We start from the raw sequence: 14,356 nt of genomic DNA, 5'->3' as shown, positions 1-14,356 counted from the left end.
AAGACCGTACCTGCGAGGACTGCGAGGTCGATTTTACGATGCGCGCACATTGAATTATGCTTGATTCTCGAACCCGCTGGTCCGCACACCCCCCAAGTACGGACCAGCGGGTTCTTCCATGCCCCGGTCTTTCCGCTCGGTGGCACTTTCCGCTCAAGGGCGGAGCAGTGAGAGGATAGACCAATGACTGCAACGCTTGTCGCCAAAGAGCTCTCCGGCGGCCACGGTCACCGCACCTTGTTCTCGAAGCTCTCCCTCACTGTCGCGCCAGGAGACGTCGTGGGTGTCGTCGGCGCCAACGGCGCCGGGAAATCCACCCTGCTGCGCATCCTCGCAGGAGCTGACCGCCCCCAAGAGGGCTCGGTCAGCCTCGCTCCCAACGACGCTTTTGTCGGTTGGCTGCCCCAGGAACACGAACGCACCCCCGGCGAAACCGTGGCCGCCTACATTGCGCGCCGCACGGGTTGCGCCCAGGCCACGGCCGAGATGGAAGCCGGCGCCGAGGGGCTCGCGGCCGGGACCCCGGATGCCGACGACGCGTATTCCTTGGCTTTTGACCGCTGGATGGCATCGGGTGCCGCGGACCTGGAGGACCGGATCCCCGCGGTCTTGGCGGAACTCGGCCTGGAATCCGGTCCGGATGCGCTCATGACGGGCCTGTCCGGTGGGCAGGCCGCGCGCGTTGCCTTGGCGGCGCTCCTGCTGAGCCGCTTCGACGTCGTGCTCCTCGACGAACCCACCAATGACCTGGACCTCGACGGACTCGCCCGGCTTGAATCTTTCGTCCAGGGTCTTCGCGGTGGCGCCGTATTGGTCTCGCATGACCGGGAGTTCCTGGCACGCTGCATCACCAAGGTGCTGGAACTGGACCTGGCCCAGAACAGCGTGGCGGTCTACGACGGCGGTTACGATTCCTTCCTCGAGGAGCGGGCGGTCGCAAAACGGCACGCCCGCGAACGCTACGAGGAATTCGCCAACACCAAGGCTGATCTCGTGTCCCGTGCCCGGACGCAGCGCGAATGGAGCTCACAGGGCGTCCGCAACGCCATGAAGAAGAGCCCGGACAACGACAAAATCCGCCGGGCTGCGAGCGTGGAGTCCTCGGAGAAGCAGGCCCAGAAAGTCCGACAGATGGAGTCGCGCATCGCCCGGCTTGACGAGGTGGAAGAGCCGCGCAAGGAATGGCAGCTGCAGTTCAGCATCGGCCAGGCTCCGCGCTCCAGCTCCGTCGTCGCAACCTTGCGCGACGTCGTGGCACATCAAGGCGACTTCACGCTGGGACCAGTCAATCTCCAGCTCAACGCCGGCGAACGCATTGGCATCACCGGACCCAACGGCGCAGGAAAGTCCACCCTCCTTCGCCTGCTGCTGGGGCTTCAACAGCCCGACGCCGGAGACGCCTCCATGGGTGCATCCGTGGCGATCGGCGAGATCGACCAAGCCCGCGGACTGCTGGCGGGGCACCTCACCCTGGCCGACGCCGTCGAATCCGTCCTGGTTGACTGGAACTCCGCGGATGTCCGCACCCTGATGGCCAAGTTCGGCCTCAAGGCGGACCACACCTCCCGGACCGTTGATTCCTTGTCTCCGGGCGAACGCACCCGCGCGGCGCTCGCGCTGCTGCAGGCCCGCGGCGTCAACCTGCTGGTCCTCGACGAACCCACCAACCATCTCGACCTGCCCGCGATCGAGCAGCTTGAGGAAGCCCTCGACGGCTACGAAGGCGCGCTCCTGCTGGTCACGCACGACCGCCGCTTGCTCGAAAACGTCCGGCTCGATTCCCGCTGGCACCTTGACAACGGCACCGTGACCGAACTGCACCACACTTCCGGAATGGGGAATCACAAGCCATGAGCATGGATGGCGTCGCCTGGCGCTCGCTCTACAACATCACCCGCGCCAAGAGCGGCTCCCAGCCGTTTTCGCGGGAAACCATCAAGCGCGTACTCGCTTTCGCGAAACCGTACCGCAACAAGCTGATTGCCTTCGTACTGGCCTCCATCGCCGGCGCATTCCTTGCGGTGGCCACCCCGGTGCTGGCCGGCAAGGTGGTGAACGCGCTCATCGCCAAGGCAGGCGTGGAGGTTGTGATCGGGCTGGCCGCGCTCATCGCTGCCGTGGCCGTGGCCGACGCGGGGGTGGGGTTGCTGACCCGGTGGCTGTCTTCCGTGATCGGCGAAGGCGTGATCGTTGACCTGCGGACGCGGGTGTTCGACCATGTGCAGCGCATGCCCATCGCATTCTTCACCCGGACCCGCACAGGAGCCCTCGTCAGCCGGCTCAACAACGACGTCATCGGAGCCCAATCGGCGTTCGCCGGCACGCTCTCCGGAGTGGTCAGCAACGTCGTGTCCTTGGTCCTGACCCTCGTGGTCATGCTCAACACGTCCTGGCTCGTCACGGTCCTGGCGATGGTGCTTCTGCCGATCTTCCTCATCCCCGCACGCCGCATGGGGTCCAAGCTGGCCGACCTCCGGCGTGAAGCCGCGTCCCACAACGCGGCCATGGGAACCCAAATGACAGAGCGTTTCTCCGCACCCGGCGCCACGCTCGTCAAACTGTTCGGCCGCCCGGATGAAGAGTCCGCCGAGTTCGCCCTGCGCGCCGGCCGTGTGCGGGACATCGGTGTCCGCACCGCCATGTTGCAGTTCACGTTCATCACCGCACTGACACTCGTTTCCGCACTGGCCCTTTCGCTCGTTTACGGACTGGGCGGTTGGCTTGCGCTGAGCGGGCAGCTGGCAGCGGGCGACGTCGTCGTGCTGGCGCTGCTGCTCACCCGCCTCTATGCGCCGCTCACCGCGTTGTCGAGTGCCCACGTTGAGGTCATGAGCGCGCTGGTCAGCTTCGAGCGGGTCTTCGAGATCCTGGACCTTAAGCCGCTCATCCAGGAGAAGCCCGACGCCGTCGCCGTGCCTTCGGGACCTGTTGCCGTAGAGTTCGACGACGTCCGCTTCGGCTATCCGTCCGCGGAGAAGGTGTCCCTTGCGTCGCTGGAGGAAGTGGCGACGCTTGATACCCGCGGCGGCGAAGAGGTCCTGCACGGAATCAGCTTCCGCGTGGAGCCCGGGCAAACCGTGGCGCTCGTGGGGTCCTCGGGCGCGGGCAAGTCAACCGTGGCCCAGCTGCTGTCCCGACTGTACGACGTCGACTCCGGGGCCGTGCGATTGGGCGGGCACGGGCGAGGTACCGGCCTGGATGTCCGGGACGCAACGTTCGACTCCCTGAGGGCGACCCTTGGCATGGTCACCCAGGATGGCCACCTCTTCCATGAAAGCATCGCCTCCAACTTGCGGTTGGCCCGGCCAGGAGCGACGGACGAGGAAATGTGGGACGTGCTTCGGCGCGCCCGGCTCGAAGCGATGGTCCGCTCCTTGCCGGATGGCCTGGAGACCGTGGTGGGGGAGCGCGGCTACCGCCTTTCCGGTGGGGAACGCCAGCGGCTCACCATCGCACGCCTCCTCATCGCCCAACCGAGGGTCGTCATCCTCGACGAAGCCACGGCGGCGCTGGATTCCACGAACGAAGCCGCCGTCCAGGCGGCCTTGGGCGAGGCACTCGAGGGACGCACCGCCGTCGTGATCGCCCACCGCCTCTCCACCATCCGGGCGGCCGATGTCATCCTGGTGGTTGAGGACGGATCGATCGTTGAGCGCGGCACGCATGCAGAGCTCCTCGCCGCGGACGGTCGCTACGCCGAGCTGTACAACACCCAGTTCGCGGAGGCGACGGCTGTGGCACAGGAAGCTGTTCCGGAGCTGTAGGCGCGGTGCCGCTCAGCTCCGGGTGTGTTGGCGAACTTCCGGCGCAACTTCCACGCGGTTGCGGCCGGCGGACTTGGCGGTGTACAACGCCATGTCGGCTTCCTTGAGGAGCCGTTCGCTGCTGACCCGGTGGTCGGGGACAAAGGCCGAGAGGCCGGCGCTCAGGGTCAGGGTGCCCGAGGGGTTCCCTGAATGCGCGATGCCCAGGTCCCGCACGGCCTCCAGCGCGCGTGCGAGCCTTGCCTCTGCGCCGGATACCGTCTGGCCGGGCAGCAGGAAGAGGAATTCTTCCCCGCCGAATCGGTAGATTCCATCGCTTTCGCGCCCTTGGGCGGCAAGGGAGGCCGCGACCGACTGCAAGGCCAGGTCACCGGCCTGGTGGCCGTAAAGATCGTTGTATCTCTTGAAATTGTCCACGTCGCAGATCGCCAGGCTGTAGTCGGTGCCGTACCGGGCGCTTGCGTGGTGCAGCTGTTCCAGGTCCTCCGAGAGCTTCAGCCGATTGTGGAGCTTCGTCAGGGGATCGGTGCGCGCTTGCTCCGCGAGCGCGGCACGGTAGCGGGCCAGATCCGTATGCAGCGAAGTCACCCTTTGTGCCACCAACAGCCGGGTATGCAGGGCGAACGGGTCAAGCGGCTTGGCCACGTAGTCATCAGCGCCGGCCTGCATGCCGGCGACTACGTCTTCCCGTGAATCCTTCGAGGTGACAAGGACAAGGTAGGTGTAGGAGTCTTCTTCGGCGCTGCGGATGGCGCGGCACAGCTCCAGTCCGTTGAGCCCGGGCATCATCAGGTCAGTCACGACGACTTGCGGACGGTGTTGCCTGTACAGCTCCCAGGCGGAGCTGCCGTCCGCGGCCACGATGCATTCATGGCCGGACTGCTCCACCGCCGCCTTCGCCACGAGGCGAGAACCGAAATCGTCGTCCGCCACCAGGACCTTCACGAGGCCACCGATAGTGCGTGGTCCAAGGCTTTGTCAACGAGGGCAAGTTCGGCTTCGAGGGCAGCCAGGAGCGCGGGATCGACAGTCTTGCCGCTTGATGAGCTGCGTTCCAATTCCTCGCACATCCCGGCCGCGCGGGCGGCTCCGATGTTGGCTGCGGCGCCTTTCAATTTGTGGGTCACTTGCCTGAAAGCCTCTCCGCTTCCGGTGTCCAAAGCCTGGCGGAGTGCTTGCAGGCTAGGTTGAATGTCTTGTCTGAAGGCTTGGGCCGCGGCAGGCAACAATCCCAGTCCGTCTGACGGGCCGAGATCACGCAACGTTTCCAGCCTCGCGGGGTCGAGGGCGGGCCCGGTATTTTCCTTCGAAGTTCCGGGTATCCATCGCGAGAGAACCCGTTCCAATTTGTCCACGCCCACCGGTTTGGTCAAATAGTCGTCCATGCCGGCCGCGAGGCAGCGCTCACGGTCCTCATCCAGGGCGCCTGCGGTCATGGCAATGACGGGGAGCCGCTTGCGGCCATCGTTCCGTGCCCGGATGGCCTTGGTGGCCTCGAATCCGTCCATGACGGGCATATGGCAGTCCATCAGGACCGCGGCGTACTCGGTGGCTGCAGTAGCGGCAACTGCTTCGCTGCCGTCGGCTACGACGTCGGCCTCGTACCCGAGCTTCGCCACCATGCTGCGGGCTACGAGCTGGTTGACCTCGTTGTCCTCGACGACCAAAATCCGGCCGCGCGAAGGCTGGCTGATGGTCACCGGGATTGCTGGAGAAACCGCGGGAACCGCGAGCGGGCGCGCCGCCACGAGACGCATGAGGCGGTCGTAGAACTCGGAGCTCCGCACGGGCTTCGTCAACCATTCCTGGACCCCGGCGGCCACGAGTTCGGCTTTGTCCACATTCATCGTGGAGGTCAGCATGATGATCCGCGTGGACTCGAGCGCGGCGTCGGTGCTCAGCTGGTGTGCCAGCTCCAAGCCGTTCATGTCCGGCATGCACATGTCCAGCACGGCAATGTCGAAGGGACGTCCGGCGGCGGCCTCTTCGCGGCAACGATCCAAGCCCTGTTGGGCGTCGCCGACAGCCTCCGGATTCATCCGCCAGCCCGACAATTGTGCCTGGAGCACCAGCCTGTTGGTCGAGTTGTCATCCACTACCAGGACCCGGAGCCCCGTGAGCTGGTCGGGCGAGATCGACGGCGGAGTTGCGGCGGGTCCGCTCACCGCCAGGGGAAGGGTGGCCCAGAAGGTGCTGCCGTTGCCCAAGGAGCTGTCCACCCCGATCTCGCCGCCCATCACCTCGGTAAGCCTCCGCGAGATCGCCAATCCAAGGCCGGTTCCGCCGTACCGCCGGGTGGTGGAGGCGTCGGCCTGGGAGAACGACTCGAAAAGCCTGTGGTGATCTGCCGCCTCGATCCCGATCCCGGTGTCCCGGACCTCGAAGCGTACCCGTACGTTCGCGGATTCCTGATCCACGACCTTCACGCTGATGACCACCTCTCCGGAAGGCGTGAACTTCACGGCGTTCGACGCGAGGTTGAGGAGAATCTGCCTGATGCGGCCGGCGTCGCCCATCAGCATCGCCGGAACCTCCGGCCGGCAGTACGCGATCAGCTCGAGGCCTTTGGCCTGTGCGGCTTCGGCGAGGAGGACTGCGAGTTCCTCCACCAGGGTGCGTGGATTGAAGGGCGCGGGGTCAAGATCGACCTTGCCGGCTTCGAGTTTCGAGAAGTCAAGAATGTCATTGATCAAGGTCAGCAGGGCTTCGCCCGCGCCCTTGACGCCCTCGGCATATTGGCGCTGGGTTTCCTCCAAGGGGGTGTCCAGCAACAATCCGGTCAGCCCGATCACGCCGTTCATCGGTGTGCGGATCTCATGGCTCATTGTCGCGAGGAACTCGGACTTCAAGCGGCTGGCTTCCTCGGCGGCTTCCCGGGCTGTCACCAACTCGGCCTGGGCGATCCTGCGTTCGGTGATGTCCTGGGCGATCGTGGCGACTCCATGGATGCCGCCGGTGCCGCGGATCGGGGACATTGTCAGCGATACCGGAACGATGGAACCGTCGATGCGAACCCGCGCTGTTTCGTAGCTGTGGGTTTCGCCACCGGCCCTGATGGCCGCCAGGAGCTCCTTTTCCTCGTCCTGAAGTTCAGCGGGAATGATGAAGGACACATGCCTGCCGATTGCCTCCGCGGCGCCGTACCCGTAGATCCGTTCGGCTCCGGGATTCCAGCTGGTGATGACACCGTCAAGGGTCTTTCCCACGATGGCATCCGCCGAGGAGTTGACGATCGCCCCGAGGCCTTCGAGCTCCGCCGTGCGCTGGGCAACCTTGGATTCGAGATCCCGCGTCAGGTTGATGTTCTCCAGGATCATGAGGATCTGGCGCGTGACGGCGAGTGCCAACACGGTGAGTCCCACGGTCTGGAGGAAGGGGTCGCCGGGGCGCCCGACGCGTATGGGCGCCACCATGACGGCACCGAAGACGGGAACATAGGGGAGGAGTTCCAAGGCGAGGGTGTAGAGGCGCTGCTCCGTCCGGGGACGCGGGGCGTAGGGGACCAGCGGGGCGAGGGCGATCAGAAGGAACGCCGCGATCCAGCCGGCGGCCAGGGGAGTTCCGGTGAGCCCCGTCACGCCGTCCGAGGTCAGGTCCACGTAGGTACTGTCCGTGATCGCCAGGACGAGGAGCCCACCGCCCAGGCAGACCCACCTGAGGCGCTCCCCGGGTGCCCTCCGCATGGTGAGCATGAGGACAATGGAGACCATCACGATATCGGCAACCGGATAAGCGAGGCCGGTGAGATGGACGAGGATGTCCTGCCCTTCGGCCTTGTACATGGATCCGAGCACGGTGGCCCAGCTCATGAAAAGGACGGCGGAGGCGATCACTGCCGCATCCAAGAGCCCGCGCAGGAAAGCAACCCTGGAAACCCGGGGACGAGGGAACAAATAGAGAGCGATCGCGGCCGGGATCGAATAGCCGACGAAAGCGGCGTCGGCTATGGACGGGTAAGGGTAGTTATGGTCCAGCGTGAGCCCATAGAAGGTCCAGATTGATTGGCCGGTTGTCCACACGAGCGTGGCCAGGGCCATGACCCACCAAGCGTGGGAGCTTTCGTCTTTGCGCCGTGCTGCCCTGGCACAACTAAGCGTGGCGAGCAGCGCGGCGGCGAGGATCGCGAGATCCCCGACGGACTGCGCCGCAGACGTCCCTTGGTTTGCGCCGAGGATCATCGCCAGGATGACCACGGCCACCGCGGTGGCGGCGACCGTCCAGGCCGAGGCGGGCTTTCGCAAGGTGTGGCCGCTCATGCCGACTCGCGGGTTGCAACGGCAGGGACCCCGGCGGGAAAGCCGGGCAGGACATCATCGGGGGTATGGAACAGCCAGAGTGCGAGCCTGCGATACGCTTCCCAGTCCCGGTCGCGAACCCGTAGCGACGCCGTGTACTCTCCCTTCGAACTCGACCAGACCCGGACGATATCCAGGGAAATCGCTGCGGCACCCGGGAGTTCCAAGAGGACGCGGCCTGATTCCGGCAGCGCGTCCGCCCCGACCCGGACTGCGGCGCCTCCCATGGAAATGTCGAACAGTTGGCCGGGGATCCCGGCAACCGTGACAGGTACCTTGATGGTGACCCTGTGGGCGCTCCTGCGTGATGTGGCGAATTCGGCGGCCCTGATCCGGAGCGTCCCCAGCACCAAGACCACCCCGGCCAGGACCAGCCAGACGCCCGCGGCAATCGTGGAGCCCGGACTTGTCCGCCAAGGCACCCAACCCAGGACTCCGGCGGTCGCATAGAGAATAATCGCGGCCACGATGACGATCAGCACAATGAGGATCCACGGGGCCCGTCCGCGGAGTCGAAGTTCCGCAGCCCCTTTAGGGGTGACTTGAAACTCCAAAGACTTCCGGGAAACGAGCCACCAAAGGCAAGCCATCCCCACCGGAACCCGGAAAATCCGCAGGGCGAACGCCGTCGGCCAGTGGATCTGGTGGCGCATGAGTCTCTTGGCGCCCCACAAACGGACCCAGAACATGGCTGCGAAGGCAAGGGTGAACTCCACCGGCCCGGCAGTGGAGGTCTGGGCGCCCGAGACCATGACCGCCATGGGAATGATAAAGGCAATCAACGTGGCAATGCCCTCCAGCCACCATAGAGTTCCGTTGATGTATTCGTGGAAGTTTCGCCAGGTCATCCAGCTCTTGGCCGCCCAGAGGCGCTCGTAAGTCAGGATCTGCATCGCGCCCATGCCCCAGCGTCGGCGCTGCAGCAGGTATTGATCCGCGGTCGCCGGGGCCAGCCCCACAGCCAGGGTCTGGTGGTGGTAGACGGTCTTCCATCCGAGGCGGATGAGCTTGAGGGTCGTGTGCATGTCCTCGGTGATCGTTTCGGTGGCCACTCCGCCTACTTCGCGAAGGGCCTTGATCCGGAGCAGCGAGGTTGAGCCGCACCAGAACGGCCCAGCGCCGGGAACGTTGCGCGAAGGCATCAGGACGTTGAAGAACAAACCCTGTTCGCCTGAGATGCCGTCGTCGTCGAAGGCTCCAGAATTGTAGAACGCCTGCGGCCCCTGGATCAGGGCGACTTCCTCATCGGCGAACCATCCCAAGGTGGCGGTCAGGAATGTCGGCAGCGGTACGTGGTCGCAGTCCAGGACGGCGATGATGTCTATTGCGTCCTTGCCGGCCGCTTCCTCGGCGGCCATGAGCTCCAGTGCGTGGTTTATGTTGCCCGCCTTGGCATGGTCATGCTCGGTGCGGGTGACAACACGGGCGCCGAAGGATGCGCACATCTCCGCAACCCACGGGCGCCTTCCGTCATCCAGCACCCACGTTTCGTGCCTCGGCTGAAGGTCGCAGGCGGCAGCGATCGTGGGGGCGAGGACCTCAACGGGTTCGTTGTACGTGGGGATCAACACCGCGACCCTCATGCCATTGGGTGCTTCGGCAACCGGCTCCGGCGCATAACAGTCGATGTTCCACAGCGTGATGGACTTCAGCACGAGCCCCGTGAGCGGAACGGCTTCAAACGTCACCAGCGTCCACGCGATGACAAGATCCCCGCCTCCAAGCGGCATGGTAAATGCGATCCGCCACGTCAGGTAGAGCAACAACGCAGCGATCGCAGCTATCCCACCGGTCCTGGCCATTCTGCGGGAACGCGGAGCCTCGGGCGCGGGAGAACCCAGTTGCGCCGCCCAGCCGGCCATTCCCGCCGTCGAGTAGGCCTTGACCTCCTTAGGAGTGTCACGGAACTGCGTCGGTTCACGGCGGACTCCCGCGCCGGACGCCCCGCCGACGTCTCCCCAGGCGCGTCGGCGCTGTTCAAGAGATTGCATGCGATCCCCCAGCTGGATCAGACAATGCAGCCTGTATCGAGTTAAAACAAACTGTGCGATCACTATAGCCAGTTCTCACCGGATTTTCATGGGAAAACAGGGAAGTTCAGGGCCCTGTCACTCGCAGTGTTGCCCCGGCGCGGGCACGCCTACTTTTTCGCGAGCAGGGGCAGGACGTGGTCCGTCAGGAGTGGAGCCAAATCGTCCGGAAGTTCAGCAGTGAGATCCAACCAGCGGATCTCTGCGATCTCGGCGGAAGGATGGGCATCCCACGTGCCCGGTGCGGTGAAGACGGTAGCCTCGATGTCCGTCGCGGCCTCGTTGGCGGCGACTGCGAGCCAGCTCCCCAAAGGCTTCAGATCGGCCGGGTCGACGTCGATTCCGACCTCCTCGGCCAGCTCACGGGATGCCGTCTCCGCCGCGGTTTCACCCGGTTCGGGCTTGCCGCCCGGGTGCATGAACTTGTCCGTGCCACGCTTTCGCACCGTCAGCAGCCGTCCGGCGTCGTCGTATACGCAGACAGCGCTGACGACTATCAGGTCCTTGGATGGACTGTTGCGGGTCATTGCTCTCTCCTTAGCCGTGATTCGAGCAGCAAATCCTTGGCCGGTCCGTGGACGTCCCAGGCGAAGCTGAAGGCATCCGGCCCGTCCCAGCGGTAGTTGACTTTGTAGTCATCGGGATCGCACCAGTGGCTGTCCTCGTTGGCGTGGTCACGGAAGCTCATGCGGTGGAATGGTTTCCCGTCCGGGAAGTAGACGTCCATTGCGGCGGGAGAGTCGGAGGGCCGCAGAAGGTATTCGCGGAAGGCCGGGCCTGTGTGGGTGGGCCAGGTCATGGTGCCGTCTTCGCGAAGGAGGAGGCCGCCGTCGGGCGTTCCTGAATAGCGCACGACGCCGGCAAACCTACCGCGGGTGCCGCTCGCCCGGTCCCACAGGGACCGTTCCACGGTCCAGCCGCCCAGCAGGTAGGCCCGCAGGTCTTGCGTCGGAGACGATTCGCGCAGCTGGTCTTTCAAGTGCCCTCGATTGGAATCGAACCAACGACACCGGCTTTAGGAGAGCCGTGCTCTATCCACTGAGCTACGAGGGCCTGTGCACGTGCTGGAAGCTCCGGGGAGCCGCTGGCCGGGCACGCATACAAGCATACAAGCTGCCGGGGCGGCCCTCGAACACCGAGGCCGGCGACACAGTCTGCCCGCAACGAGGGAGGAGCTGCGCATGGTTGCGCCGGCGCTAGGCTGGCCCGCATGAGAGAGCAGATGACGGTGGCGGCCGCCCACGGCGACCACCTCCCGGAGCTGGGCACCATCCGCTCGAACATCGGCGGCTGGGCCCAGTTGAGCGTGGTGCAGTATTTCGTTGCCGAATCGGCGGTGATCGAAGGCTGGCGGGGACCCGAACCCTACGATCGCCGGACCGGTTTCATCAGCGACCTTGGCGCGCTCAAATGCGGGATCTACGAGCACCGCGATGTCTGCTCGCCCCTGCATCTGCTCATGAATGCCTCGTTTGTGGTGCAGGGCCTGGGCATGCTTTTCGGGGCGCTGCTGCTGAGTTCGACGCTCCTGTGCATCGCGGCCCGACCCGGCGTGCGGATCCTGCAAGGTGCCACCTACCGCAAAGCGAGGCAAACCGCCGTCGCGGTCCGGGTCCTGGCGGGTATCTCCGGGCTGGGAACCGTGGTTGTTGGTTTCGTGCCGGAAGACCTTGGGTCTCCCTTCCATCTTGTGGGTGCCCTCATGTTCTTCATCGGTGGAGCATCCGCCCTGTTGCTCCTGGGACTGCTTTGGCTGCCGCATACCCCTGTGAGCTGGTTCATCGTGGCGTGCGGAACGTTGACACTGGGCGCCCTCGTGGTCGGCGGCCTGACACGGATGGATGTCCCCGAGCCTGGAACCCTGGAACGCCTGATGGCCTATCCGGTGACGATCGGATTTTCCGCTGCGGGGCTAGTGGTGGCGCAAAGGGTCCGGCAAGTACGGCGGACGGCGGCGCGGCTTGCAAAACGCTGAGTTTTCGCAGGTAGCCTCATGTCAGCGGGTGGGTAGTCTTTGCATTATCATGAGTGCACCCACCGGAATGGCGCCGGGCTGGGGGTTCCACGCAGTCTTGGCGCAGATTAGATTGACCGACACAGCAGAACATAGGACCCATGACTCATCAGCTTGTTCTGCGTCGTCCGGGACACGCAGGCGAAATATTCCCCGTAAGGGCAGCTTCCGGGTTCACGGGTTGCGCCCTTCGGGACTCTTACGGTCCGATCGTCCGACGCCGGCAGGCGACGCAGCGATGAGCGCCCAGACACTGCCCGCCCGGGATTCCACGCTCCCCGATGATGCCTTGAATACTTCCACGGAACCAGTTTTCGATGTTCCGGAACAGATCACCGTCGATTTGTCGGAAGACGGCATTGTTGAGGTCATTCTGCCGCCCAACACTGTGGTCCGTTCACCGGAAGCCCAGGCTGCCGCCGCGGCCGTCCGTGCTTTTGCGGATGGACGGCGGCTGCCGCTGCTGCTCACCGTGACCGGCGTATTGTCCGTCACGAACGACGCGCGCCTGACCTACACGAATTCCGTGGTTGTTTCGGCATGTGCCCTGCTGGGCGAGAGTCCCGTGGATCGGGTGATCGCACATTACCTCCTGCGTTCGAGGTCGGACTCAGTTCCGGCGCGGTTCTTCACTTCCGAGGCGGAAGCCCGCGACTGGTTGAGAGAGCACCACCGTGGCTCATGAGCCCCAGGACCCGCGACTCCTTGCCCTTGTCGAAGGGGTAGTCCGGATTGCGGACGGCGACCTCAGCACCAGGATCCCGGTCTCCGGCCCGCGGGACGAAGTGGCTGCTGTCATTACCGGGATCAACCTCATGGCGGACGATCTTCAAGCCATCTACCAGGAACTCGAGGAACGGGTCGAAAGCCGAACCGCCATGCTGCGCGAGGCCCAAATCGAACTCGAAAGGATGGCGCTCACTGATCCGCTGACCCAGTTGGCCAACCGCACGGCACTCGAAAGGGCGCTGAGCCATGAACTTGTCGAATCGGAGCGCGGCGAACTCCCCCCGGCCTTGCTCGTTTTGGACCTGAACTCATTCAAGGGGATCAACGACACCTTGGGGCACGGCGCAGGGGACACCGTCTTGAAGGTCACTGCCAGGCGCCTGCTCGCCGCGGTCCGCGACACGGACATGGTGGCCAGGCTAGGCGGGGACGAATTTGCCGTCATGCTGCCCAAATCCAATGCGGCGCATGCACGCGGGGTTGCCAAGCGGATCCTTCGAGCCGTGGGGGAGAGCATCGACATCGGTGAAGTCCGGATCATCTGTGGAACCAGCATCGGGCTCCGGGTCGCCGAGCCAGGACAGTCCGTGGACGACCTCGTGATGGAAGCCGATACCGCCATGTATGCGGCAAAGGCGGAGCAGGGGAGCAGCGTCAGGGTTTTCGAACCGGCTTTGTTGTACGCGCGCCGGCTCCAAGGACTCATGATCTCGGAACTTCGTGAAGCCATCCGGACAGATCAGCTGATTCTCCATTTCCAGCCTGTTGTCGAGTTGGCCTCGGGCCGGATCGAGGGCGCAGAAGCTTTGGTGCGGTGGAACCACCCCGAGAGGGGATTGTTGATGCCGGATGCGTTCATCCCCCTGGCCGAGGAAACCGGCATCATCATCGATCTCGGCTATTGGGTTCTTCGGCGGGCAATGCAGCAATTGCGCGCGTGGCAGGACGGCCCGGGCGTGGATGAAGATTTCAGCATGCGAGTCAATATCTCGACAACCGAACTGCAAAGCCTGGACTTGATCGAGCATGTGCGGGAAGTGCTCGCCGAAACCGGAGTGGAGGCATCCAAGCTGGTCATCGAGTTGACGGAATCGATGGCGGTGAACGGCAGCGACATCGACAGATACTCTCTGACCGGGCTCCGGCGTCTCGGTATCCGTTTGGAAATCGACGACTTCGGCACCGGTTATTCGTCCATTAGCTACCTGCGCAGCCTTCCCGTCAACGTGGTCAAGATCGACCGCTCCCTCATCCAGGGCCTGGGCAAGGACGACAAGGAACGGAACTTTGTGGCGGCCGTTCTCCAGCTCATTCATGCGTGCGGAATGCAGGCTGTTGCCGAGGGCATCGAAACGGCAGAGCAGGCGGCTGAGCTTGCTCGACTGGGCTGCGCCAGTGGCCAGGGGTACTACTTTGGCCGGCCCATGGCAGCGGATAAATTCGCGGAACTGTTGCGAGGCACGTGAGCATGCCTCTTCCCGGTAATGGAAGACAGGTAACGGAAAGGCACCGGACCTTAGGTCC

At 64.5% G+C, this 14,356-nt stretch carries 10 protein-coding genes and 1 tRNA gene; 5 read left to right on the top strand and 6 right to left on the bottom strand.

Going from position 1 to position 14,356, the window contains the following annotated elements; all coding sequences use genetic code 11:
- Positions 1 to 183: 183 nt before the first annotated feature.
- Both ABEA18_RS20765 and ABEA18_RS20760 read left to right on the top strand, forming a co-directional pair.
- On the top strand, positions 184 to 1,854 hold the full coding sequence (locus tag ABEA18_RS20765; protein ID WP_345452369.1) for an ABC-F family ATP-binding cassette domain-containing protein: 1,671 nt from the start codon (positions 184 to 186) through the stop codon (positions 1,852 to 1,854).
- Positions 1,851 to 3,764 carry an ABC transporter ATP-binding protein gene (locus ABEA18_RS20760; protein ID WP_345452367.1) on the top strand — a complete coding sequence of 638 codons (1,914 nt, stop codon included), beginning with the start codon at positions 1,851 to 1,853 and terminating at the stop codon, positions 3,762 to 3,764. The genes ABEA18_RS20765 and ABEA18_RS20760 overlap by 4 nt, the downstream gene beginning before the upstream one ends.
- A 12-nt stretch (positions 3,765 to 3,776) precedes the next feature.
- On the opposite strand, the gene ABEA18_RS20755 is transcribed toward ABEA18_RS20760, so the two are convergent.
- The 6 genes from ABEA18_RS20755 to ABEA18_RS20730 form a co-directional block, all read right to left on the bottom strand.
- The gene (locus tag ABEA18_RS20755) at positions 3,777 to 4,709 is read right to left on the bottom strand and encodes a GGDEF domain-containing response regulator (protein WP_345452365.1); all 933 of its coding nucleotides are present in this window, start codon (positions 4,707 to 4,709) and stop codon (positions 3,777 to 3,779) included.
- Positions 4,706 to 8,020: a PAS domain-containing hybrid sensor histidine kinase/response regulator gene (locus tag ABEA18_RS20750; RefSeq protein ID WP_345452364.1), complete on the bottom strand. Its 3,315-nt coding sequence runs from the start codon at positions 8,018 to 8,020 to the stop codon at positions 4,706 to 4,708. Before ABEA18_RS20750 ends, ABEA18_RS20755 begins: the two co-directional genes overlap by 4 nt.
- Entirely contained in the window at positions 8,017 to 10,050 is a 2,034-nt protein-coding gene (locus ABEA18_RS20745) for a glycosyltransferase family 2 protein (protein ID WP_345452362.1), read from the bottom strand. The genes ABEA18_RS20750 and ABEA18_RS20745 overlap by 4 nt, the downstream gene beginning before the upstream one ends.
- Positions 10,051 to 10,199: 149 nt before the next feature.
- Entirely contained in the window at positions 10,200 to 10,616 is a 417-nt protein-coding gene (locus ABEA18_RS20740; protein ID WP_345452360.1) for an NUDIX hydrolase, read from the bottom strand.
- The gene (locus ABEA18_RS20735) at positions 10,613 to 11,068 is read right to left on the bottom strand and encodes a DUF6314 family protein (RefSeq protein ID WP_345452358.1); all 456 of its coding nucleotides are present in this window, start codon (positions 11,066 to 11,068) and stop codon (positions 10,613 to 10,615) included. The genes ABEA18_RS20740 and ABEA18_RS20735 overlap by 4 nt, the downstream gene beginning before the upstream one ends.
- Before the next feature lies 1 nt (position 11,069).
- Positions 11,070 to 11,142, bottom strand: a tRNA-Arg gene (locus ABEA18_RS20730).
- Positions 11,143 to 11,299: 157 nt separating this feature from the next.
- Between ABEA18_RS20730 and ABEA18_RS20725 the strand changes: the two genes are divergently transcribed.
- From ABEA18_RS20725 to ABEA18_RS20715, 3 genes are all read left to right on the top strand, one after another.
- A complete protein-coding gene (locus ABEA18_RS20725) occupies positions 11,300 to 12,064 on the top strand; it encodes a DUF998 domain-containing protein (RefSeq protein WP_345452356.1) in 765 nt (254 codons plus the stop codon).
- Positions 12,065 to 12,341: 277 nt separating this feature from the next.
- Positions 12,342 to 12,788, top strand: coding sequence for a DUF7793 family protein (locus ABEA18_RS20720; protein ID WP_345452354.1), 447 nt, complete (start codon positions 12,342 to 12,344; stop codon positions 12,786 to 12,788).
- Positions 12,778 to 14,298, top strand: coding sequence for a putative bifunctional diguanylate cyclase/phosphodiesterase (locus ABEA18_RS20715; protein ID WP_345452351.1), 1,521 nt, complete (start codon positions 12,778 to 12,780; stop codon positions 14,296 to 14,298). The genes ABEA18_RS20720 and ABEA18_RS20715 overlap by 11 nt, the downstream gene beginning before the upstream one ends.
- The last annotated feature ends 58 nt before the right edge of the window (positions 14,299 to 14,356 follow it).

It is taken from the genome of Arthrobacter gyeryongensis (assembly GCF_039543785.1).
In the GTDB taxonomy this organism is placed as follows: Bacteria; Actinomycetota; Actinomycetes; order Actinomycetales; family Micrococcaceae; genus Arthrobacter; species Arthrobacter gyeryongensis.
The sequence above is the reverse complement of the archived record's forward strand: the minus strand, read 5'-3'. Positions and strand labels throughout refer to the sequence as shown.